Origin of the sequence: Shinella oryzae, assembly GCF_023038235.1 — a bacterium.
In the GTDB taxonomy this organism is placed as follows: domain Bacteria; phylum Pseudomonadota; class Alphaproteobacteria; order Rhizobiales; family Rhizobiaceae; genus Shinella; species Shinella sumterensis.
The window spans coordinates 3,140,001-3,161,931 of the sequence record NZ_CP081987.1; the positions used below are offsets into that span (position 1 = coordinate 3,140,001).

Consider the following 21,931-nt stretch of genomic DNA (forward strand, 5'->3'; position numbering starts at 1 on the left):
TAAAGCATGTCCATCGAACACGTCGATGGCATCATGAGTTGATTGGATTGTAAAAGGTAGTCCAATCGCCTTCTAGCGAAGGCTAGTGATGAGCATAGACAATGAGAACGATTAAGTGTCGTAAGGGCAATTGGTGGATGCCTTGGCATGCACAGGCGATGAAGGACGTGATACGCTGCGATAAGCCGTGGGGAGCTGCGAATGAGCTTTGATCCATGGATCTCCGAATGGGGAAACCCACCTTAAATGCTTGGAAAATCTGTTCTGTTGGCTTTTGGGCGAACGAAGTCGAAGACTTCGCAAGGCCAGAGGCCGTCGCCGGTTATCCGGCGCGCCGTCCGCAGGCAGCGATCTGTAAAGATCGCGACGGCCGTGAGGACAACAGTTCAGGTTTCCAAGCATTGAAATAAGGTATCTTACCTTCGAATACATAGGGGTAAGAAGCGAACGCAGGGAACTGAAACATCTAAGTACCTGCAGGAAAGGACATCAACCGAGACTCCGCAAGTAGTGGCGAGCGAACGCGGACCAGGCCAGTGGCAATGCTGAATAAAGTGGAACGGAATGGAAAGTCCGGCCTTAGCGGGTGATAGCCCCGTACACGTAGAACAGGCATTGTCCTTGAGTAGGGCGGGACACGTGAAATCCTGTCTGAACATGGGGAGACCACTCTCCAAGCCTAAGTACTCGTGCATGACCGATAGCGAACAAGTACCGTGAGGGAAAGGTGAAAAGCACCCCGACAAGGGGAGTGAAATAGAACCTGAAACCGGTTGCCTACAAGCAGTCGGAGGCCGCAAGGCTGACGGCGTACCTTTTGTATAATGGGTCAACGACTTAGTGTAACTAGCAAGCTTAAGCCGATAGGTGTAGGCGCAGCGAAAGCGAGTCTGAACAGGGCGATTGAGTTAGTTGCATTAGACCCGAAACCGAGTGATCTAGCCATGAGCAGGTTGAAGGTTGGGTAACACCAACTGGAGGACCGAACCCGCATCTGTTGCAATAGATTGGGATGACTTGTGGCTAGGGGTGAAAGGCCAATCAAACTCGGAGATAGCTGGTTCTCCGCGAAATCTATTTAGGTAGAGCGTCGACCGAATACCCTCGGGGGTAGAGCACTGGATGGGCTATGGGGACTCACCGTCTTACTGATCCTAACCAAACTCCGAATACCGAGGAGTACTAGTCGGCAGACACACGGCGGGTGCTAACGTCCGTCGTGAAAAGGGCAACAACCCTGACCTCCAGCTAAGGTCCCCAAGTCATGGCTAAGTGGGAAAGGATGTGAGGATCCCAAAACAACCAGGATGTTGGCTTAGAAGCAGCCATCATTTAAAGAAAGCGTAACAGCTCACTGGTCTAAATAAGGGTCTTTGCGCCGAAAATGTAACGGGGCTAAAGCCATGCACCGAAGCTGAGGATTTGCAGTTTACTGCAAGTGGTAGCGGAGCGTTCCGTAAGCCTGTGAAGGGAGACCCGTGAGGGCTCCTGGAGGTATCGGAAGTGCGAATGTTGACATGAGTAACGATAAAGAGGGTGAGAGACCCTCTCGCCGAAAGACCAAGGGTTCCTGCTTAAAGTTAATCTGAGCAGGGTTAGCCGGCCCCTAAGACGAGGCGGACACGCGTAGTCGATGGGAACCACGTTAATATTCGTGGGCCTGGTGGTAGTGACGGATTGCGTAACTTGTACATTCTTATTGGATTGGGTGTGCAGGGAAGCGGTTCCAGGAAATAGCTCCACCGTATAGACCGTACCCGAAACCGACACAGGTGGTCAGGTAGAGTATACCAAGGCGCTTGAGAGAACTCTGCTGAAGGAACTCGGCAAATTGCACGCGTAACTTCGGAAGAAGCGTGACCCCAAGGCACGCAAGTGTTTTGGGGTGGCACAGACCAGGGGGTAGCGACTGTTTATCAAAAACACAGGGCTCTGCGAAGTCGCAAGACGACGTATAGGGTCTGACGCCTGCCCGGTGCTGGAAGGTTAAGAGGAGAGGTGCAAGCTTTGAATCGAAGCCCCAGTAAACGGCGGCCGTAACTATAACGGTCCTAAGGTAGCGAAATTCCTTGTCGGGTAAGTTCCGACCTGCACGAATGGCGTAACGACTTCCCCGCTGTCTCCAGCAGAGACTCAGTGAAATTGAATTCCCCGTGAAGATGCGGGGTTCCTGCGGTTAGACGGAAAGACCCCGTGCACCTTTACTATAGCTTTACACTGGCATTCGTGTCGGCATGTGTAGGATAGGTGGTAGGCTTTGAAGCAGGGACGCCAGTTTCTGTGGAGCCATCCTTGAAATACCACCCTTATCGTCATGGATGTCTAACTGCGGCCCGTTATCCGGGTCCAGGACCGTGTATGGTGGGTAGTTTGACTGGGGCGGTCGCCTCCGAAAGAGTAACGGAGGCGCGCGATGGTTGGCTCAGACCGGTCGGAAATCGGTCGTCGAGTGCAATGGCATAAGCCAGCCTGACTGCGAGACTGACAAGTCGAGCAGAGACGAAAGTCGGTCATAGTGATCCGGTGGTCCCGCGTGGAAGGGCCATCGCTCAACGGATAAAAGGTACGCCGGGGATAACAGGCTGATGACCCCCAAGAGTCCATATCGACGGGGTTGTTTGGCACCTCGATGTCGGCTCATCGCATCCTGGGGCTGGAGCAGGTCCCAAGGGTTTGGCTGTTCGCCAATTAAAGCGGTACGTGAGCTGGGTTCAGAACGTCGTGAGACAGTTCGGTCCCTATCTGCCGTGGGTGTAGGAATATTGACAGGATCTGTCCCTAGTACGAGAGGACCGGGATGGACATATCTCTGGTGGACCTGTTGTCCTGCCAAGGGCATAGCAGGGTAGCTATATATGGAATGGATAACCGCTGAAGGCATCTAAGCGGGAAACCAACCTGAAAACGAGTATTCCCTTGAGAGCCGTGGAAGACGACCACGTTGATAGGCCGGGTGTGGAAGCGCAGCAATGTGTGAAGCTTACCGGTACTAATAGCTCGATTGGCTTGATCGTTCTCATTGTTCATGCTCATCAGCGCGCCAAGGCGCACTGATGATGCTGATCTTTTGTCCTCAAGGGCTGTAGGCCCTGCGGACGGCGCGCCATCTAGGGTGTTTTGCTGAAGCGAAAACCCGGGATTGGCGACGCGCCTTGCGCTTGCGGCCGACAGCGAAGGAGAAGATCGAAAAGACGTGTTCATGACCAGCGAAACCGGATGAAAAATAGCTATTCGCTATTCGCCACTCCCTATTCGCTCAAAATCCAGCTTCTCATTACATTGCCCTTAGCCGACCTGGTGGTTATGGCGGGGTGGCCGCACCCGTTCCCATTCCGAACACGGCCGTGAAACGCCCCAGCGCCAATGGTACTTCGTCTTAAGACGCGGGAGAGTAGGTCGCTGCCAGGTCTGCTAAAGGCAATGCGCTTCAAACGAAGCAAACAATCTTCTCGACACGCATTCGGCCCTGCCGAAACCAAAGGGCCGCATCAAGCGGTCCTTTTTTGTTTGCAGAATGAAACCGCATCTCAGGGAACGAAGCATCGAAACCGGTGCGCCCCTGACAGGAGACAAATCGCCTTCGGCAATTTGCTCCGGCACAGTCCGCCATCGCAACGCGATGGCGTAATCGCGATAAATCCCATAGGGATTTACGCTTGGCGCGGGGTGGAGCAGCCCGGTAGCTCGTCAGGCTCATAACCTGAAGGCCGCAGGTTCAAATCCTGCCCCCGCAACCACTGAAACTTGTAACAGCTTCCATTCAGCCTCCGCTTCGGCGATGACGGCCCTACAGCGTTCAAGATAGGCCAGCTTCTCAGACTGATTATTGAACTCACCCGCCCTAACCCGGCGGGCGAACTCGTTTCTGTGCTGCTGCGTGAGACCGGCACAATATTCCTGGAATGCTTGCATGGAAGCGCGGATAGCAGCAAGTTGACCGTAAATTGTCAGCTCCGTCGACTTGCCGTCAGAGCCGGGCGAGATGACGACCTTCTGAACAAGCTGCCTCAGGAAGCTGAAATGTCGCTGAACTGTTTCATCTTGGCTAGCACCGGCGCGGACAACTGTGGTGAGCGCGCCGATGACAGCGTTGTACATTGCCGGATTGATGATGAACGTCTTCGGAGGACCTTTCGTCTTCCCGGCGGTCATCGCGAGATTGGCCTCAATCTCATCACGCTGCCTCTGTAAGTCATCGAGCATCTTATTGAATGCTTCGATCTGCGGCTGTCCGTTGATAATACGTTGAGTGATCTGGTCTGCGACAACGTCCTGCCTGTGCGCAATATCCCGTAGGCTAGCACGCAGCTTTCCTTCTTTGCGCTCTCGGTTCGCTCCCGCAGCAGCCAGCTGCTTATTGATCTCATCCTGGATGGAAGCCGTGCTCTCGACCGAGAGCAGGCGGGCGGGAATAGCGTGGAGAACCCGCCTCTCCAACTCGTGTCGGCTGATGGTTTTGGGGTTGGGGCAAACGACGCCACCCAGATGTTCGATAGGGAGCTTCTTTTGGCGATTGGTGCAGCCGTACCGGTCCTTTGCCATGATCGCGTAGGGACCGCTGCAATGGCTGCACTCAAGCAATCCGCTGAGAAGGTAGGAGGGTCGATGGGTACGGTTTAACCGGTTGGTTGTCGTATGGCTGAAGCTCGCCTCGACTTCGATCTGGCGTTTCTTGACCTTTGTCCACAGCTCGTCGGATACGATGCGAAGCTCAGGTACCTCGCCGACTACCCATTCACTTTTATCATTCATCCGCGCTTCACGGTTCTCCGTCTCCGGGTTCTTTCGGAAATTGCGGCGGTTGAATACGAGGCGACCAATATAGGTCTCGTTGTTGAGGATGCCGGCACCACGATCCCGATGACCGCGGATAGCAGTGTCACGCCATTTAAGCCCGCGAGGGCCTGGCACGGTGGGCACACGTCCATTGAGTTCGACAGCCAATTCTTTTGGTGACCTTCCAAGTACGTATTGTTCGAAAAGCCATCTGACGATCTCGGCCTGTTCCTCGTCGATCTCCCGTTCGCCGGGAATACGATCGCCTTTGGCGTCATAGACGAGCTTAGCTCTATAGCCATAGGCGATCCCTCCAGCAGCCCGACCTTTCTTGATGGATGTCTTCATGCCCTCGCGAGTACGGTACCGGGTTTGCTCGATCATGTCGTGACTGATGATCGAGCGAAGACCGACTTCCATGTCATTAACTGCGGAGCTGTTCTGGACTGTCCAGAGCTCAACACCATGGTGTCGAAGCTGTTTGAGAATGCCGGAGCTGTGTTCCATGTCTCGGGAGATGCGGTCGACGGAAACGCAAAGAAGAACGTGGATGTCGCCGCGCTTGATCCGGCGCAGAACGTTCTGGATGCCGGGCCGCGACTTCAGTTTCGTTCCGCTGACCGCCCGATCTTCCAAGGTCTCGATAATCGTCCAGCCGCGTTCGAGAGCAAATTCCCGGCCCAGCGCCACCTGCGTTTCAATGGATTGTTCATCCTGGCGATCAGTTGAATAGCGGGCGTAGAATAGTACGTTCTTGGTCATGATGGCTCTACGAAGGTCATAAGTGGATAATACCTAGCGTGAAAATTTGCCGTTCCAAGCCGGCGCGCGAAATTTCGGGCGGGCCGGCTTTGATGTGGTCGGCAGATCAAACAGCTGCGTTACGATAGATGCCTCGCTCGAAAAGCTCTGGCGTTCCGTAGTGTCGGCGCATACCGACCGCATCCACCAAAATGCCGGCACTTTGCTTGATCTGCATGTTGATTTGCACTGAGAGCTGACCCGGGATTGCGGGAAATTATCACTGAGATTTGACCCATGTTTCAATCATCCCTCGCGAGGTTTCAGCGGGGGCTCTGGAGTGATCGACATGGCGTTACTGAGCGTAATACGACGCTGGCATTTTCGAGAGCATCTATCGATCCGGGAGATTTGCCGCAGGAGCGGCCTGTCCCGGAACACCGTCCGCAAATACCTGCGCCTGGACGGCGTGGAGCCGAAGTTCAAGGTCCCGGAGCGACCGAGCAAGCTTGATCCTTTCGCGGATCGGCTGTCGGCCTGGCTGAAGACGGAATCGAAGAAGGGCCGCAAGCAGAAGCGCACCCTGAAGCAACTTCATGCCGACCTGGTGAGCCTCGGTTACGACGGCTCCTATTGCCGCGTTGCAGCCTTTGCCCGGGAATGGAAGTCAGACCGGCAGAGGGAATTCCAGACGACAGGGCGCGGAACGTTCGTGCCTCTGGCCTTCGAACCAGGCGAAGCGTTCCAGTTCGACTGGTCGGAAGACTGGGCCATTATCGGCAACGAGCGCACCAAGCTGCAGGTCGCACATACGAAGCTAAGCTATAGCCGTGCCTTCATTGTTCGGGCCTATCTCCTTCAGACGCATGAGATGCTGTTCGATGCCCACAATCATGCATTCCGCGTGTTTGGCGGCATTCCCGGCCGCGGTATCTACGACAACATGCGCACGGCGATCGACAAGGTCGGCCGTGGCAAGGAGCGCGACGTCAATGTCCGTTTCCTGGCAATGGCCAGTCACTATGTGTTCGAGCCCGAGTTCTGCAATCCCGCGTCCGGCTGGGAGAAAGGACAGGTCGAGAAGAATGTTCAGGATGCGCGTCATCGCTTCTTCCAACCTGTTCCACGGTTTCCATCATTGGATGCCCTGAACGACTGGCTGGAGCGTCGATGCAAGGAGTTCTGGGCAAAGACCCCACACGGACAGATGCGCGGCACCATTGCTGACATCTGGGCTGAGGAAGCTCTGGCGCTGATGCCTGTTACCCGCCTGTTCGACGGCTTCGTCGAGTATACAAAGCGGGTCACGCCAACCTGCCTCGTCCATCTGGAGCGCAATCGCTACAGCGTCCCGGCATCCTTCGCCAATCGACCGGTGAGCCTGCGGGTTTACCCGGATCGTGTCGTCGTCGCAGCGGAGGGGCAGATCGTGTGCGAGCATCGCCGCGTGATCGACCGTTCTCACGATCGGCCAGGACAGACCATTTACGACTGGCGGCACTATCTGGCGGTGGTGCAGCGCAAGCCCGGTGCTCTTCGCAATGGCGCTCCATTCGTTGAGCTACCGGAGGCATTCCGGGCCTTGCAGCAATATCTCCTGAAGAAGCCGGGTGGCGACCGCGAGATGGTCGATATCCTGGCCCTTGTTCTCCAGCATGACGAACAGGCCGTGTTGTCGGCCGTGGACATGGCGCTGAAGTCCGGCGTTCCGACCAAGACGCATGTGCTGAACCTGCTGCATCGCCTCGTCGACGGCAAATCCTTCACACCGCCCACCATCGACGCGCCTCAGGCCTTGACGCTCACCAATGAGCCCAAGGCGAATGTCGAACGTTACGATGCGCTGAGAAAGACGGAGGTTCGCCATGCGTCATAATCCGGCAAGCGGCGCTGTCGTCATCATGCTGCGGCAACTGAAGATGCACGGCATGGCCCAGGCCGTTGGCGAACTCACCGAGCAGGGATCGCCGGCGTTCGAGGCTGCCATCCCGATCCTATCGCAGCTCCTCAAGGCTGAGACCGCGGAACGTGAAGTGCGATCGACGGCCTACCAGCTCAAGACGGCACGCTTTCCAGCCTATCGTGATCTGAACGGCTTCGACTTCACCAGCAGCGAGATCAACGAGGCACTGGTCCGTCAGCTTCATCGCTGCGACTTCCTCGACGACGCCAACAACATCGTCCTGGTCGGCGGTCCCGGCACGGGCAAGACGCATATTGCCACGGCCATCGGCGTCCAGGCCATCGAACATCATCACAAGCGGGTTCGGTTCTTCTCAACCGTGGAACTGGTCAACGCGCTTGAGCAGGAGAAGTCCCAAGGTCGTGCAGGCCAGATCGCCAACCGCCTGGCACACTCCGATCTCGTCATCCTCGACGAGCTGGGCTACCTGCCATTCAGTGCTTCAGGCGGTGCGATGCTCTTCCATCTACTAAGCAAGCTCTACGAGCACACCAGCGTCATCATCACCACCAACCTGAGCTTCAGCGAATGGGCCAGCGTGTTTGGCGATGCCAAGATGACCACCGCGCTGCTCGACCGCCTCACACATCATTGCCACATCCTCGAAACCGGCAACGACAGCTTCCGCTTCAAAAACAGTTCGGCCCATGAGCCCAAAACGACGAAGGAGAAACGCAGGAACTTGACCACCCCAACCACGACGGACGATACCTAAGGCGGGTCACTTCTCGGCGCAAATCCCGGGTCAGCTCTCAGTGCAAATCAACAGGGGGTACGACGATAGCGATCTCGCCATGGCAACCGACCACGCCATAGCTGCCGAAACCCGCCTCGGCTTCTCCGATGAACAACCGTTGCTGTACCGGCCGGCGGCTGTAGCCATTAACAAGTTAAGTCTCGACCGGCATCTTCCGGACCGCGTCAACGCTCGACTGGTGGCCGCCGAAGCGATGGCCCGAGACCTGCTGGAACGCCAACGCGCAGCTTTGATCGCCATCGCCGAGCGGCTGAAGGATGTCGGGGTGATGAACGGCGAGGAGTTCAGGAGGCTTCTGGGGACAAACAACGGACCCGAAAATTGATGATAATAGTCGGATTGGCACCGAAACGACGATTCCTGCCGGCGCCACTCCGATTCCCAATTTCCGAATGCCGATTCCGAAATCGCAGAGATCGATTCCCATTGGGGAAATTGCGATTCCAGCGCAGCCCGCAACAGCATATGGCGGGTTGAATGACCCGCCGTCGCGATGCGTCATCCCGATCTGGCGGCAAGTGGTTTACGTTCATGCACGTCGGCTCACACCAGATGAAGGTAGGCTTGCCGTCTTCTACGTTTCAGGCAATTTCAAACACATCATCTCAAATTACCCTTGCGCGATTCAGAACCCAGTTTTGCCGTTGCCAGTGTCTCGATCATCGATTCCGGTGCAAACCGTGTTTGCGCAGCGACGGTCGATGGACTGGCGATTCAACCTTCCCCATCCGGAATGTCAGCGTGGGCGGCTAAGCTTGTTCCTTGCATAGCCGGTATGGACGCTGAGGCTCCAAACCAAGGAGACAACGTAATGGCAAGGAAATCGAAGAAGCAGCGCAACGCTGATCAGGTCGTGCGTCAGCAGAGAGTCAGGGACGAGGCTAAGGCCCGACGCCGACCGTCTCGGGATGATCTGGCGAGGATGCTGTTATGGCAGATGATCACTGCGGCTCAACGCCGGAGAGATGCCCGGCTTGCTTTGAACAAGCTGTCCGAAGCAATCGTCGTTGACCTTGAACGCCAAGGCTTCGATGTCCGTGAGAGCGAGGACGTCTTCGAGGAACTGGCCGATCGCTACTCAGACGAGTTGTTTCCGTTTCGGCCGAAAAGGTATCTAAATCCTCGGTCTACCGTCTTTCCACCACACCGTTGAGGGCGGGGGAGCAGCAGTGGTAGCTCAGGCTTCCTCTGACGACTTGCAGTATCACCTTGCAAACGGCGTACCATTATTTTCGGACGTCTTCCCCCCATTACTCCCGATCACGGCGTTTGCGCAAGAATCGAAAAAGCTCAGTATAACGCTCAGTATAACATTGTCTGTTCTGAGGGTTGAATTGACGCTGCGAACACTATTTATAGTGTGTATTCAAAGGGATTGTGGGGGAACAACATCTGGATGGACAAGCGCTCTTTGACAGAACGCGATATATGCACGAAGTTCATCTTGCCTGCCGTCAAGGGGGCCGGTTGGGACATGATGCTGCAGGTCCGGGAAGAAGTCTTCTTCACCAAGGGCCGCATTACCGTGCGCGGAAAGCTCGTCGCCCGTGGCAATGCCAAGAAGGCGGACGTCGTCCTCTACTACAAGCCCAACATCCCTATCGCGCTCATTGAGGCGAAGGACAACACTCATGCTGTCTGTGATGGTCTGCAACAGGGGCTGGACTATGCAGAGACGCTGGCTATCCCCTTCGTCTTTGCCTCGAACGGCGACGGTTTTGTATTTCACGACCGTACCGGCTTGCGGGGCGTGAAAGAAGAAAACCTCCGCCTCGATCAGTTTCCGTCTCCGGACGATCTTTGGAAGCTCTACAGCCGATGGAAGGGCCTAGATAGCTCTGCCGAAGAGCTCGTGCTCCAGGACTATTATGATGACGGCAGCGGAAAGGCTCCGCGTTATTATCAGGTTAACGCCGTCAACGCGGCCATTGAGGCCATCGCCAAGGGGCAGGATCGCGTTCTGCTCGTCATGGCGACCGGTACGGGTAAGACCTACACCGCCTTCCAGATCATCTGGCGTCTGTGGAAGGCCAAGCGCAAAAAGCGAATCCTGTTCCTAGCTGATCGCAACGTCCTGATCGACCAGACCATGGTCAACGATTTCCGCCCTTTCGGAGGTGCAATGGCCAAGCTCTCCACCAAGTCGAAAACGATCGAGCGCCCCGACGGAACGGAAGAGTCCGTGACGCTGGCGCTGGATCGCAAACGCCGCATCGACACCTCGTTCGAAATCTATCTCGGGCTCTATCAGGCCATCACCGGTCCCGAGGAACGACAGAAGCTGTTCCGTGAATTCTCTCCTGATTTCTTCGACCTGATTGTCATCGACGAATGTCATCGCGGTAGCGCGGCCGAGGACTCCGCCTGGCGGGAAATCCTCGAGTATTTTTCCGCTGCCAGTCAGATCGGTTTGACGGCGACGCCGAAGGAAACGGAATATGTCTCCAACACCGCCTATTTCGGCGAACCGGTATTCACCTACTCCCTGAAACAGGGCATCAGCGACGGCTTTCTAGCTCCGTACAAGGTGATCAAGGTCCATATCGACCGTGATGTCGAAGGCTATCGCCCTGAAAAAGGCCAGTTGGATCGCCACGGCGAGGAGGTCGAGGACCGCATCTATAACGCCAAGGATTTCGATCGTACCCTGGTTCTGGATGATCGCACCAAGCTGGTCTCCGCCAAGGTCACCGAGTTCCTCAAGGAGAGCGGCGACCGTTACCAGAAGACCATCGTCTTCTGCGTCGATGAGGAGCATGCCGCCCGCATGCGCCAGGCGCTGATCAACGACAACAAGGACCTCTGCGATGAGAACCCCCGCTATGTCATGCGCATCACCGGAAGCGATACGCTCGGCCAGGCGCAGATCGGCAACTTCATTGATCCCGAATCGCGCTACCCGGTGGTCGTCACCACTTCGCGGCTGCTCTCCACCGGCGTTGATGCGCAGACCTGCCGCCTCATCGTCCTGGACCGCCCCGTCGGCTCGATGACCGAGTTCAAGCAGATCGTCGGCCGCGGCACGCGCGTGCATGAGGATACGCAGAAATTCTATTTCACCCTCATGGATTTCCGCGGCGCAACGAACCATTTCGCCGATCCTGAATTCGATGGTGATCCGGTGCAGATTTATGTGGCGGGTGAGGACGATCCGATTACGCCCCCAGATGCGGAGCCGCCCGCCTTCGAAGACAACGAGCAGGACGAATATACCGCAGAGCCGCCAACCACCGGTGGCGACGAGGTGACCTTTCCGCCCGGCGGCGGCGAACGCCAGAAGAAGGTCTATGTCGATGGCATCAGCGCGAAGGTTATCGCCGAGCGTGTCGAATACCTGGATGCCCATGGCAAGCTTGTCACCGAAAGCCTGCGCGATTTCACCAAGGCAGCGCTGCTTCGGCATTTCTCGAGCCTGGATGATTTCCTGAAGCGCTGGAAATCTGAGGAGCGCAAGGATGCGCTGGTGAAGGAACTGGCGTCCGAGGGCCTGCCACTGGATGTGATCGCCAAAGAGCTCGGCATCGACCTCGACCCTTTCGATCTCGTCTGCCATATCGCCTTCGACCGGAAGCCGCTGACGCGGCAGGAGCGTGCCGACAACGTGAAGAAGCGCGACGTCTTCGCCCGCTATGAAGGCAAGGCGCGAGCCGTGCTGGATATGCTACTGATCAAATATGCCGACGAGGGTGTCTTGAACCTCGACGACACGAACGTGCTGAAAATACCGCCAGCCAACACGCTCGGCACCGCTATTGAGCTCGTTCGCGCCTTTGGCGGCAAAGCCGCTTTTGAACAAGCGGTCCACGCTATGCAGAACGCGATTTACGAGGATGCTTCGTGAGGCTAAACCCTCCCGAGTGCCCTTTGTCGCCAACAACAGAATGAAGCAGCCCTATGTCAGTCCGTAACACCGTCAAATCCATCCAGGATATCATGCGTCAGGATGCCGGCGTCGATGGCGATGCCCAACGCATCAGCCAGCTTTGCTGGATGTTTTTCCTGAAAATCATGGACGATCAGGACCAGGAACTGGAGCTGACGCAGGACAATTACGTCTCGCCAATTCCGGAGAAATTCCAGTGGCGCAATTGGGCGGCAGACCCGGAAGGCATCACCGGCGAGGCGCTTCTGAACTTCGTCAACAACGAGCTTTTCCCGACCTTGAAAGGGTTGCCGGTCTCGGCTCAAGCCGGAGACCGCCGCCGGGTTGTGCGCGATCTCTTCGAGGATGCCTATAACTACATGAAATCTGGCCAGTTGATACGTCAGGTGGTCAACAAGATCAGCGATGTCGATTTCAACAGCCTGACGGAACGCCAGCATTTCGGCGAAATCTACGAACAGATTTTGAACGACCTGCAATCGGCCGGCAATGCGGGTGAATACTACACACCTCGGGCTCTGACATCCTTCATGGTGGAGCGCATTGATCCGAAACCTGGTGAAATCCTGTTCGACCCCGCCTGCGGCACCGGCGGCTTTTTGACTTGCGCCATCCGCCACATGGAGAAACACCATGTACGGACGCCGGAGAGCCGCGAGAAGACGCAGGCCGGCCTTCGCGCCGTGGAAAAGAAGCCGCTGCCGCATATGCTCTGCGTCACCAACATGCTGCTGCACGGCATTGAGGACCCGAGCTTTGTACGCCACGACAACACGCTCGCCCGCCCGCTGATATCGTGGGGTAAGGATGAGCGCGTCGATATCGTGCTCACCAACCCGCCCTTCGGTGGTCGGGAGGAAGACGGTATCGAAAACAATTTTCCGACCTTCCGCACCAAGGAAACCGCAGACCTGTTTCTGGCGCTGATCGTGCGCCTGTTGAAGGATGGCGGCCGCGCCGCCGTGGTCCTGCCGGATGGCTCCCTGTTCGGCGAAGGCATCAAGACCCGGCTAAAGGAGCATCTGCTGGAGGAGTGCAATCTCCACACCATTGTCCGCCTGCCCAACTCCGTCTTCAAGCCCTATGCCTCGATCGGCACCAACCTGCTGTTTTTCGAAAAGGGCACGCCGACCAAGGACATCTGGTATTGGGAACACCGCGTGCCGGAGGGCCAGAAGGCCTATTCAATGACCAAGCCGATCCGGCAGGAGCATTTGCAGGATTGCGTCGACTGGTGGGGTGGGAAGGAGCGCAAGGGCCGCGAGGAAGGGCCGCAGGCCTGGCGTGTGACTTTGGAAGACGTAAAGGCGCGCGGCTACAATCTGGACTTCAAGAATCCGCACACGGTGGCCGATGAACATGGTGACCCGGAGACCCTGCTGGAAGAGCTCACGGCTGCCGAAGCCAGTGCTGCCCACCTGCGCGACCAGCTGAAGAGCATTCTGGCCGAGGCGCTGGCCCGATGAACACTGAGCGCCTGTTGCAGCATTACGAACAGATCGCCGATGCCCCGAATGCGATTGCCCGGCTGCGGCAGTTTATACTCGATCTGGCGGTACGCGGTAAGCTCGTGCCGCAAAACCCTACGGATGAGTTAGCATCGGAGCTCCTGAAAAAGATCGAAAGCGGTCGCCGCCAGGCTGGGATAAAGCAAGCGTCTGACACCGGTGGAGGAGTCAGACCATTTGATCTGCCGAAGGGTTGGGCTTGGTCGACGATTGGATCGATTTGCTCGAAGACCGGATCAGGCAGTACACCGCGAGGCGGCAAAGAGGTTTACGTTGATCGCGGCATCCCTTTCCTCCGTTCGCAGAACGTATACGACGAAGGCCTTCGGCTGAGCGACGTCGCCTACATCGCTCGCGAGGTGCATGCAAGAATGGCTGGGACGGCTGTAAAGCCGTTAGACTTGCTTCTGAATATCACGGGGGGGTCCATGGGGCGGTGCTCATTGGTTCCCGAGTCATTCGGAGAGGCGAACATCAGTCAGCATGTCGCAATCATCCGTCCCGTTTTTACAGACATGTCCGGCTTCATGCATGGGCTGGTTCTATCACCGTATTTTCAGGCATTTATTTTTGATGAGCAAACTGGAGCCGGTCGAGGAGGTCTTCCGAAGAATCGGATGGACCAGATCGCGGTGGCCCTCCCACCGCTCGCCGAACAACACCGCATTGTTGCCAAAGTTGATGAACTGATGGCGCTGTGCGACGAGTTGGAAGCGGCGCGAAAGGAGCGGGAGACGAAACGGGACCGGCTGGTGACGGCAAGCCTTGCCCGCTTCAACACCCCCAACCCGGAAACCTTCCGCAACGCCGCCCGCTTCGCGCTCGATGCCATGCCGGCGCTCACCGCCCGGCCAGACCAAATCAAGCAGCTTCGCCAAGCCATCCTCAACCTCGCCGCCCGCGGTAAGCTCGTGCCGCAGGACCCGACGGATGAGCCGGCGGTGAAATATCTTGCTGCGTTCAGCGACCTGGCGAAGGCACGTAAGTTGTTGAAGCCGCTGACTATGGATGATTGCGCACTTGTACTTCCAGAGACCTGGTCGTGGCTTCCACTCGGCGCAATGATTGGAAGCATGGACGCGGGCTGGAGTCCTCAGTGTGAAAACCATCCGCGGAAAAGTGAGGAGGAGTGGGCAGTCCTGAAAACTACCGCTGTTCAGGCTCTGTCGTTCGATGCTGACCAAAACAAGCTTCTGCCCAGCAAGCTCGTGCCGAGACCTCAATTCGAGGCACAAATTGGCGATATCCTGGTCACTCGGGCTGGGCCAAAAAATCGCGTCGGTGTGTCCTGCGTTGTCGATGTTCCATGTCAGAGACTCATGATCTCAGACAAATTGATACGTTTTCATCCTATCGGCAAACTCTCCGCCCGATACCTCGCACTAACGTTGAACGCTGGCCACTCCTTCAAACGTTTGGAAGATGCCAAGTCGGGCATGGCCGTGATGCAAATGAATATTTCTCAGGACAAGCTCCGAGCCATCCCCATTCCCCTCCCACCACTCGCCGAACAACACCGTATCGTCGCCAAGGTCGATGAACTGATGGCGCTCTGCGACGAGCTGGAAACCAGCCTGATCAGCGCCGACGAGGCACGGAAAAAACTGCTCGACGCGCTGCTGGCCGAGGCCTTGGCACCGGTTGAGATTGAGGTGATGCAGGAGGCCGCGGAGTGACGCTTCGGATTGACCACCAGAGTGAAGCATTTCCCAGTGTCTATTCAATTCAATCCGGGACGCTTACAACAACCTGGGATGAATTGCTTTGGGCCGCGATAACGATCGGCCGACCCAGCACGTACCATGTGTTTCGGCATGGACCGGCGTCGGCCCATGAAGCCATCTTCAGATTGGCGCTTCTGCGAATGGCGCTTCAAGAAGGCTGGCACGGGCGGCTTTATCGGACTGATGCCTTCGCCTCGTTGGACCCAACAGAAAAAGGAATGGTAAGCTATTTCCTGGGAATGATGCTCTGTAAGGTCTTTGCTGGGCAGCTACTCAGAACTCCCTGGCTCCTTCATCTGGATGTCTTCCGAAACGACCTCAATCCACTTGTGCTTGGGCGCTCTCGTCCGGACTTGATCGGGCAGGACTACAGCGGAAATTGGCTCGCCTTTGAGAGCAAAGGACGCTCTTCTGCCCCCACTTACATGGACAAGATGAAGGCGAAGTTGCAGGCGCTTCGCCTCATATGCGTCGACAACAACAGTTGCTCGTTGCATGTCGGCTCTTTCTCGTTTTTCCGGAATGAAGTCCTTGAGTTCTACTGGCGTGATCCAGAGCCTGAATCGCAGGACCCGATTGAGCTACCGGAGCCTGACACAGAATGGCGCTACTATTTTGAACCCGCTCTGAGCCTTGTCAGAGCGGAAGGAGGTTCAACGCTCGCTGTAGAGCGGGAGATGGCTGATGTCGAAGTAGATATTCATCCTAAGATCAGACATTTACTGGAACGGGGTGACTGGCTGGATGCCAAACGTACTGCAGATCTACTGCGCGAGGTGTTTTCGGCTGAAGGTTATCGACCTGATGGCATCCGTGTGACTGCGGGTGAGACCTGGAGCAGAAAGTTTGAATACCGTGAAAGATAACGTTCTATGGCGGTTCAAGGCTGGCCGATGAGAGAAGTCACGTTAAAACCAATAAACCGGCAGGAAATGTAGAATGAACGCGTTACCGGACAAGCCCCGTTCCATCCGCCTGCGCTCCTTCTACGGCTTCAGTCCAGAAGAAGACGGCTATCTCGGTTGGAGCGAAGAGGCTTCTCGTGACCGGATGCTAGGGCTGGTGGAGGATGGCGATCTGTTCATGATCTATGGAGCGGCCTCCGCGGAGACTAAAAAAAATGAACGCCACCGAGTCCTGGGCTTTCTGCAGGTCGAAGCGCGGCCCATTCGCGATGTTGACAAGGCCTCACCCCTCGGCCTGAAGCGTAAGCGCGACAATGGCTGGGCGGAGAAATGGAGCCACGCACTGCCGGTGGTGCGCGCCTGGCGTGTCGATGAGCCGATGCTGCTCGAGACCATCGCGCCAGTGACCTATCGCGCTGAGGCAGGCCAGGCGATTGCCGTTTGGAACCCGGAGCTGACGCCATCCGAAATCGACTTGGCGCTTAAAGTGAAGGTGACAGAGGTCAACGTCTTCGGGGAACCACCGGTGGCGGAGACGGCGGTCAAGAAAAGACCGTTGGCCGAAGTGTATCAACCCTCCAAGGCGTTACCGGGCAGTTTTGGCGAGAGAACATCGACCTATGAAGATGGTCCGACGCATCTCTACCTCGCCCGCTTTGTCGGCGATGGTTTTGCCCTGATGGGCCTTCAAAAAACGCAGTTCGACAAGTCCGACTTGATCAAGATCGGCGTATCTAATGACGTTAACCGGCGCGAGGATGAGCTGAACTGCGGCTTTCCGCCCGCAGCCAAAGGGCGTTGGAAGATCGAAATGACCTCCCAGCTTTACGACACCAAAGCCGCCGCTGAAGCCGCCGAGCAGGCCTTCGAGGACCGTGGCCAAAAAGAGCTGACCAGCCTCGGTGGCGAATTCTTTCGTGGTGACTGGATGAAGGCGCTGAGTATATTCGCCTCGATTCCCGGTGCATCCCGGTTTGGTGGGAAATAGAAATTGTTCGCCGATTGCCGGCAGACACGAAACGCAATTTAACAGGGTACCTGCTCACAATGGCAATTCCCGATTACCAATCCCTCATGCTCCCCGTCCTTCGGCTCGCCGCCGATGGGGAAACCCGTGTGCCGGATGCAGCGAAAAAGCTGGCCGACAAGTTTGGCTTGTCCGTGGCGGAGCGGGAGGAGATGCTGCCGAGCGGACGTCAGCGCATTTTCCACAACCGCATCCATTGGGCAAAGTTTTACATGACCAAAGCCGGCCTGATCGACAGCCCAGCGCGCGGCCGCTTCGTAGCGAGCCAGCTGGGCAGAGCGCTGCTGTCCACCGATCCCGCTAACATCAATGTCGACACGTTGAAAACATATCCTACCTTTGCGGAGTTCTACGCTTCCAGCACTTCGGGTACTGGCAGCACAGAGGCCGCATCATCCGGTGCCGGTGAAGCCATCGACGCAACTACATCGGCCACGCCTGAAGAACAGATCGACGCAGCACAAGCCGTGTTGCATCAGGCTCTAAAGGCAGACCTACTGCAACGCATTCTCGCGCAAAGCCCCGCCTTCTTCGAGCGAGCCATCGTCGATCTACTCGTCGGAATGGGCTATGGCGGCAGCCATGAAAACGCCGCGCGCCGGCTGGGCAAATCCGGCGATGGCGGCATCGATGGCGTGATCGACGAACACCGCCTCGGCCTCGACCGCATTTATGTGCAGGCCAAGCGCTATGCCTCGCATATTAGCGTCGGCCGGCCCGAAGTGCAGGGCTTCCTCGGCAGCCTCGTCGGCGTCGGTGCCGCCAAAGGCGTCTTCGTCACCACATCCAGCTTCTCCGCCCCGGCCATCGACTTCGTACACCATCTGCCGCAGCGAATTGTTCTTATAGACGGTGATCAGCTCGCAGACCTGATGATCGAGCATGGCGTGGGCGTTCGCATTGCTCGCACCGTGGGGGTGAAGCGGCTAGACGAGGACTTTTTCGTCGAGGAGTGAAAGTTAAAAGCCGTGTTATGCGGAAATTATTTATGTTTGCCGCCTCACAGATCGCTTCGACCTTGGGGCCATCGTTAAGTGCAGAAATCTGTCAGCAGATCAAAACACATGCAGGCGTACCAATCACTCGGTGATAAAGCCAGTTGCTGTCAACCAACGCGGTTGCCACCGCAGCCAGTAAACAGTCACTGGGGCACCAGTCTAGCCTGTTTTTCGAAAGGCGCGAGGATCACTGACCCACGCTGCCCAGCGAGTCGATGTCGTGGTGTTTTTATTGATCCAAATTTCATTAATGGAAGAGCCGTGCGCCGGTGCTTCATCGATATAAGGATAGATACCGAGGTATTCCTGTCCTTGGAAGTCCTCCCCCTTCTCCGTGACAGGGAGGATGGTGACTGCTCCGTTGAAACCATCAAAATAACCCAGCTCCCAAGGCATCCATTTGGACGCTCCGGAATTCTTTGTGTGAACGTATACAAGTGATTTGCACTGCCGCATTCGTTCCCGAATGACTTCAGCCGTTGCTGCGGTTACATGGCTACGGTCCAGTTGCGGGTCCTCGAGCCAATCGACGTACACCGTCCTCCCGTAGTCTTCTAGGATACCTTTTACGCCCAGGACAATCTCAGCGTCTGAAGTAGAGTGACTTAGAAACACATCGAAGCTTGATCTAGCCTTCGATGACGCGACCTCTTCTTTAAGTACAGTGGTAGCCTGCCTGTAGCCGCCGGTCTTGCGTTGTGCGCGTCGACGAATCTGACTGTCTGTAAACGTGCCCATTGTTATCCCCTTATCCCGCTAATCTAGTGGACCTAGAGAGGAGCTCTGATTGAGTCGGGTCTCAATTGCTCAGCTCGCGCTGGTCTAGCGTCCAGCTGCCTTAGCGGCTGCCTCGATCCATACCGGCATGTTCTGATAGCCGGCATCTTTGACCCAATCATAGGTTCTGTAGATTTTGTCAAAGGTGACGTCCACTCCGTTCCGCTTGATAGACCAGTGGCTCAGCGGATTTTTCCCCGGTTTGTCTGTTCCGTTTTGGGGGTCTTTGATGCCGTGAATATCGATCGCGAGAATGCCCTTTTGGAGTTCGTAGCTACGCTTGATCTCATGTAAAACCCATGGCCGGCCGTAGGTTTCCGCGCCGAAAAGAACAACTGTAACCGAGGTTCCGGCAAGTTGCTCCTCAATCCAATTCTCGATACCTCCGGCGCGGCGCTTGGCTTGTTCGAAGTCCGCAGCGTCGTAGAACGGCTGTGCGCTACCCTCTGGACGTACAACCCAAGAGTTGCGTACCTGCATAATTCGGCGTACATCTCTTTCGTAGTGAAAGCTAAAGAACACACGTCGCGCCATAGTCACCTCGATTGCCTTACTGCAATAATTCAGCGTAGAACTCGCTCGACACTAAGACGCTTGTCTCTTGCCCGCCTGTCGCAATTTTACTGAGCAGCGACGACTCTTGTGCCAGAACTTGCTTCAAAGCCTATTAACTGGCGTGAAATGCAGCAATGGTAGCAGATAAGGTTCCTTTCAACTTCCACAGGTAAGGTTCAAAATGGCTCTCTACGAGGTTCTGTTAATCGGATCACCAAAGGTCGGCCAAGCGGATGCACTCTCTAAGCAGCTACGGGATGTCGCAGACTTGTTTTCGTTGGCCATGCCCAGTGATTTGGCCATCCGCACCGCCCTCGATTGGGCAGATAGGAATCCAAAGGCGGCGACCGTCGCGCTTTATTTCGGTGGCGATCCGACAGTAGACTCAGATATTGTTGATAGGCTCGAGTTGGCGAAGGTTCCAATAGTTCCGGTGGTGGAAAAAGGGGTATCGTTTGGTGCAGCTGTACCCGTTGCCATTGCCCACACAAATGCCTGTATGCTGGATTCTTATGATGAAACGTTGGAGGCGTTAGCCTCGGTTACTCTCGAGGTTTTGGGACTTCTTCACACTCAGCGCCGCATCTTCATAAGCTACAGGCGTACAGACTCACGTGAGGCTGCTGTCCAGCTTCACGACGAGTTGTCAAGTCGTGGCTTCGACGTTTTTCTAGATACTCATGACATTCGTCCAGCTGCTGCGTTTCAAGAGATGCTGTGGCATCGTCTGTCAGATTGTGACGTCACAGTCATGTTGGATACCAAGGACTACTTCGGTAGCAAATGGACTGCGCAGGAACTTGGCCGGTCGCAGGCGCTAGGAATCCAAATTTTAAGAGTTGTCTGGCCTGACCATAAGGGCTCTAGGTATCTGTCTCTGAGTGATACTGTCGCCTTGACTGCGTCTGACATCGATGCCGCTGGTAGGCTGCACCCGGCCTTGTTGCCACTAATTGCTAAGAAGGCCGAGGCTCTTCGCAGCCGTAGCATTGCTACGAGACATCTCGACTTAGTTGGGCGCTTGAAAAGCGAAGTGACCCGTATTGGCGGTCAGTTTGAGGGTATTGGAGCTCATCGGTCAGCAAGTGTGACGCTTCCTCGCGGGCGGAAGATTGAAGCGTATCCAATGGTGGGAGTGCCGACAGCGGAGATGTTAAACGATATTCAGGACAAGGCCGGAAAGGCAGGCCATGGAAGGTTTCCCTGTCTAGTTTATAATCACATCGGCATTCGCCCTGCATGGATCGAACACTTGCGCTGGCTAGATGCTCAGATAGCTTCTGTGCGTACGCTAAAGGTGTCTGATGCCGGGTGGGAGCTAGTGGAGTGGGATCAATGACACAGAGTCGTTCAATTTTCTTGTCTGCAGGCGTCCCGGACCCCGCTGCAAGACACTTCATGGGTGAGGGAGATACCGCAGCGATATCGGCAGTAATCAGCGCGCTGCTGTATGTTGCCCTGGGTCGACGTCGGATTGTCTGGGGAGGGCACCCATCCATAACTCCCATGATTTGGGCCTATGCCGAAGCTCTTGACGTTGACTATGGCAAATGGGTCACCCTCTACCAGAGCAAGCTATTTGAACCTGACTTCCCCGAAGAAAATGCGCGGTTTAAAAACGTGATTTTAACGGATGCTGTTCCGGGTGATCGTGAGCGAAGCCTTGAGTTGATGCGACGCCAAATGCTTTCGGACAGTGCGTTTTCTGCCGCGGTATTCGCCGGAGGGATGGGGGGAATACTTGATGAGTACAAGCTGTTTCGTGAGATGGCAGTCGACGCTGTAATCCTTCCGATAGCATCGACCGGTGGCGCTTCCGCTATTCTAGCTAAAGAGATAAATGCAAGCAGAGACTTCAGCGACGAGCTAGACTATGTCGATTTGTTGTTTACTCGGCTCGCAATTAATCCGAACGAGAAGCGCGGAGAATCGATCCTTGAGTAGCATATGAAGACAAGTCCCTTTTAAGGGGGGGGAATACTATGCAGGCGCTGTGGTCGAAAGCGCCCTGGAGTGGCGATAAAGATTTTAATCTTTTCTGTGGTGAAAGCCGGTCAAGATGCTGTCTTTCTTAGTAATGCCGCGCTTGATCGTTGGTTACAAGCCTCTGTGGACTCAGGCCCCCGCAACCAAATACCTAAAACCCAAAAGCCCTCTCGTCACGAGAGGGCTTTCTTGCGTTGGGGGGCGCGAAAGCCCCACGCATGCCGTCACCAGGCAAGGCTGCCGTTTCTTTCCTGTAACGTAAAACGACGCGACATCGTCCCCGCATCCCTCACCGGCCCCATAATCGTCCTCCCCGAAACAGGAAACGACG

The 21,931-nt window shown here is 56.0% G+C and carries 15 protein-coding genes, 1 tRNA gene and 2 rRNA genes; 15 read left to right on the plus strand and 3 right to left on the minus strand.

Going from position 1 to position 21,931, the window contains the following annotated elements:
* The first annotated feature begins 109 nt into the window (after positions 1–109).
* The 3 genes from K6301_RS15270 to K6301_RS15280 all read left to right on the plus strand — a co-directional run bounded on the left by K6301_RS15270 (position 110) and on the right by K6301_RS15280 (position 3,737).
* A 23S ribosomal RNA gene (locus K6301_RS15270) occupies positions 110–3,014 on the plus strand.
* A 279-nt stretch (positions 3,015–3,293) separates the two neighbouring features.
* Positions 3,294–3,408: ribosomal RNA gene (gene rrf / locus K6301_RS15275) — 5S ribosomal RNA — on the plus strand.
* Between the two features lie 252 nt (positions 3,409–3,660).
* Positions 3,661–3,737 (plus strand) — tRNA-Met (locus tag K6301_RS15280).
* Here K6301_RS15280 and K6301_RS15285 read toward each other — a convergent pair.
* Complete coding sequence (locus tag K6301_RS15285; protein WP_247220634.1) at positions 3,694–5,538, minus strand: recombinase family protein; 1,845 nt, start codon at positions 5,536–5,538, stop codon at positions 3,694–3,696. The two genes, K6301_RS15280 and K6301_RS15285, sit on opposite strands and share 44 nt — an antisense overlap.
* Positions 5,539–5,866: 328 nt before the next feature.
* On the opposite strand from K6301_RS15285, the gene istA reads away from it, so the two are divergent.
* The 10 genes from istA (at position 5,867) to K6301_RS15335 (ending at position 18,240) form a co-directional block, all read left to right on the plus strand.
* Positions 5,867–7,393 (plus strand): IS21 family transposase, encoded by a 1,527-nt coding sequence (gene istA, locus K6301_RS15290; protein WP_220360292.1) that lies wholly within the window; start codon positions 5,867–5,869, stop codon positions 7,391–7,393.
* The gene (gene istB, locus K6301_RS15295) at positions 7,383–8,195 is read left to right on the plus strand and encodes an IS21-like element helper ATPase IstB (RefSeq protein ID WP_220360291.1); all 813 of its coding nucleotides are present in this window, start codon (positions 7,383–7,385) and stop codon (positions 8,193–8,195) included. The genes istA and istB overlap by 11 nt, the downstream gene beginning before the upstream one ends.
* Positions 8,196–8,274: 79 nt before the next feature.
* Positions 8,275–8,562, plus strand: coding sequence for a hypothetical protein (locus K6301_RS15300; RefSeq protein WP_247218137.1), 288 nt, complete (start codon positions 8,275–8,277; stop codon positions 8,560–8,562).
* Positions 8,563–9,048: 486 nt separating this feature from the next.
* Positions 9,049–9,390, plus strand: a complete 342-nt coding sequence (locus K6301_RS15305) for a hypothetical protein (RefSeq protein WP_247218139.1) — start codon at positions 9,049–9,051, stop codon at positions 9,388–9,390.
* Positions 9,391–9,633: 243 nt separating this feature from the next.
* Entirely contained in the window at positions 9,634–12,078 is a 2,445-nt protein-coding gene (gene hsdR, locus K6301_RS15310; RefSeq protein WP_343298935.1) for an EcoAI/FtnUII family type I restriction enzme subunit R, read from the plus strand.
* Positions 12,079–12,131: 53 nt separating this feature from the next.
* A complete protein-coding gene (locus K6301_RS15315; protein ID WP_247218144.1) occupies positions 12,132–13,586 on the plus strand; it encodes a type I restriction-modification system subunit M in 1,455 nt (484 codons plus the stop codon).
* Positions 13,583–15,304 carry a restriction endonuclease subunit S gene (locus K6301_RS15320; protein WP_247218146.1) on the plus strand — a complete coding sequence of 574 codons (1,722 nt, stop codon included), beginning with the start codon at positions 13,583–13,585 and terminating at the stop codon, positions 15,302–15,304. Before K6301_RS15315 ends, K6301_RS15320 begins: the two co-directional genes overlap by 4 nt.
* Positions 15,301–16,218: a hypothetical protein gene (locus K6301_RS15325; protein ID WP_247218148.1), complete on the plus strand. Its 918-nt coding sequence runs from the start codon at positions 15,301–15,303 to the stop codon at positions 16,216–16,218. The genes K6301_RS15320 and K6301_RS15325 overlap by 4 nt, the downstream gene beginning before the upstream one ends.
* Positions 16,219–16,291: 73 nt before the next feature.
* Positions 16,292–17,245 carry a hypothetical protein gene (locus K6301_RS15330; RefSeq protein ID WP_247218150.1) on the plus strand — a complete coding sequence of 318 codons (954 nt, stop codon included), beginning with the start codon at positions 16,292–16,294 and terminating at the stop codon, positions 17,243–17,245.
* A gap of 59 nt (positions 17,246–17,304) precedes the next feature.
* The gene (locus K6301_RS15335; RefSeq protein ID WP_247218152.1) at positions 17,305–18,240 is read left to right on the plus strand and encodes a restriction endonuclease; all 936 of its coding nucleotides are present in this window, start codon (positions 17,305–17,307) and stop codon (positions 18,238–18,240) included.
* Between the two features lie 201 nt (positions 18,241–18,441).
* On the opposite strand, the gene K6301_RS15340 is transcribed toward K6301_RS15335, so the two are convergent.
* Complete coding sequence (locus K6301_RS15340) at positions 18,442–19,020, minus strand: toll/interleukin-1 receptor domain-containing protein (RefSeq protein ID WP_247218154.1); 579 nt, start codon at positions 19,018–19,020, stop codon at positions 18,442–18,444.
* A gap of 84 nt (positions 19,021–19,104) precedes the next feature.
* Positions 19,105–19,593, minus strand: coding sequence for a TIR domain-containing protein (locus tag K6301_RS15345; RefSeq protein ID WP_247218157.1), 489 nt, complete (start codon positions 19,591–19,593; stop codon positions 19,105–19,107).
* Positions 19,594–19,795: 202 nt separating this feature from the next.
* On the opposite strand from K6301_RS15345, the gene K6301_RS15350 reads away from it, so the two are divergent.
* Both K6301_RS15350 and K6301_RS15355 read left to right on the plus strand, forming a co-directional pair.
* On the plus strand, positions 19,796–20,953 hold the full coding sequence (locus K6301_RS15350) for a Thoeris type III anti-phage system protein ThcB4 (RefSeq protein ID WP_247218159.1): 1,158 nt from the start codon (positions 19,796–19,798) through the stop codon (positions 20,951–20,953).
* A complete protein-coding gene (locus K6301_RS15355; RefSeq protein WP_247218161.1) occupies positions 20,950–21,558 on the plus strand; it encodes a Thoeris type III anti-phage system protein ThcA in 609 nt (202 codons plus the stop codon). The genes K6301_RS15350 and K6301_RS15355 overlap by 4 nt, the downstream gene beginning before the upstream one ends.
* Positions 21,559–21,931: the final 373 nt, after the last annotated feature.

Coding starts and splice junctions, on each gene's coding strand:
- K6301_RS15285 (WP_247220634.1), bottom strand. CDS start 5,538: ATGACCAAGAACGTACTATTCTACGCCCGCTATTCAACTGATCGCCAG.
- istA (WP_220360292.1), top strand. CDS start 5,867: ATGGCGTTACTGAGCGTAATACGACGCTGGCATTTTCGAGAGCATCTA.
- istB (WP_220360291.1), top strand. CDS start 7,383: ATGCGTCATAATCCGGCAAGCGGCGCTGTCGTCATCATGCTGCGGCAA.
- K6301_RS15300 (WP_247218137.1), top strand. CDS start 8,275: ATGGCAACCGACCACGCCATAGCTGCCGAAACCCGCCTCGGCTTCTCC.
- K6301_RS15305 (WP_247218139.1), top strand. CDS start 9,049: ATGGCAAGGAAATCGAAGAAGCAGCGCAACGCTGATCAGGTCGTGCGT.
- hsdR (WP_343298935.1), top strand. CDS start 9,634: ATGGACAAGCGCTCTTTGACAGAACGCGATATATGCACGAAGTTCATC.
- K6301_RS15315 (WP_247218144.1), top strand. CDS start 12,132: ATGTCAGTCCGTAACACCGTCAAATCCATCCAGGATATCATGCGTCAG.
- K6301_RS15320 (WP_247218146.1), top strand. CDS start 13,583: ATGAACACTGAGCGCCTGTTGCAGCATTACGAACAGATCGCCGATGCC.
- K6301_RS15330 (WP_247218150.1), top strand. CDS start 16,292: ATGAACGCGTTACCGGACAAGCCCCGTTCCATCCGCCTGCGCTCCTTC.
- K6301_RS15335 (WP_247218152.1), top strand. CDS start 17,305: ATGGCAATTCCCGATTACCAATCCCTCATGCTCCCCGTCCTTCGGCTC.
- K6301_RS15340 (WP_247218154.1), bottom strand. CDS start 19,020: ATGGGCACGTTTACAGACAGTCAGATTCGTCGACGCGCACAACGCAAG.
- K6301_RS15345 (WP_247218157.1), bottom strand. CDS start 19,593: ATGGCGCGACGTGTGTTCTTTAGCTTTCACTACGAAAGAGATGTACGC.
- K6301_RS15350 (WP_247218159.1), top strand. CDS start 19,796: ATGGCTCTCTACGAGGTTCTGTTAATCGGATCACCAAAGGTCGGCCAA.
- K6301_RS15355 (WP_247218161.1), top strand. CDS start 20,950: ATGACACAGAGTCGTTCAATTTTCTTGTCTGCAGGCGTCCCGGACCCC.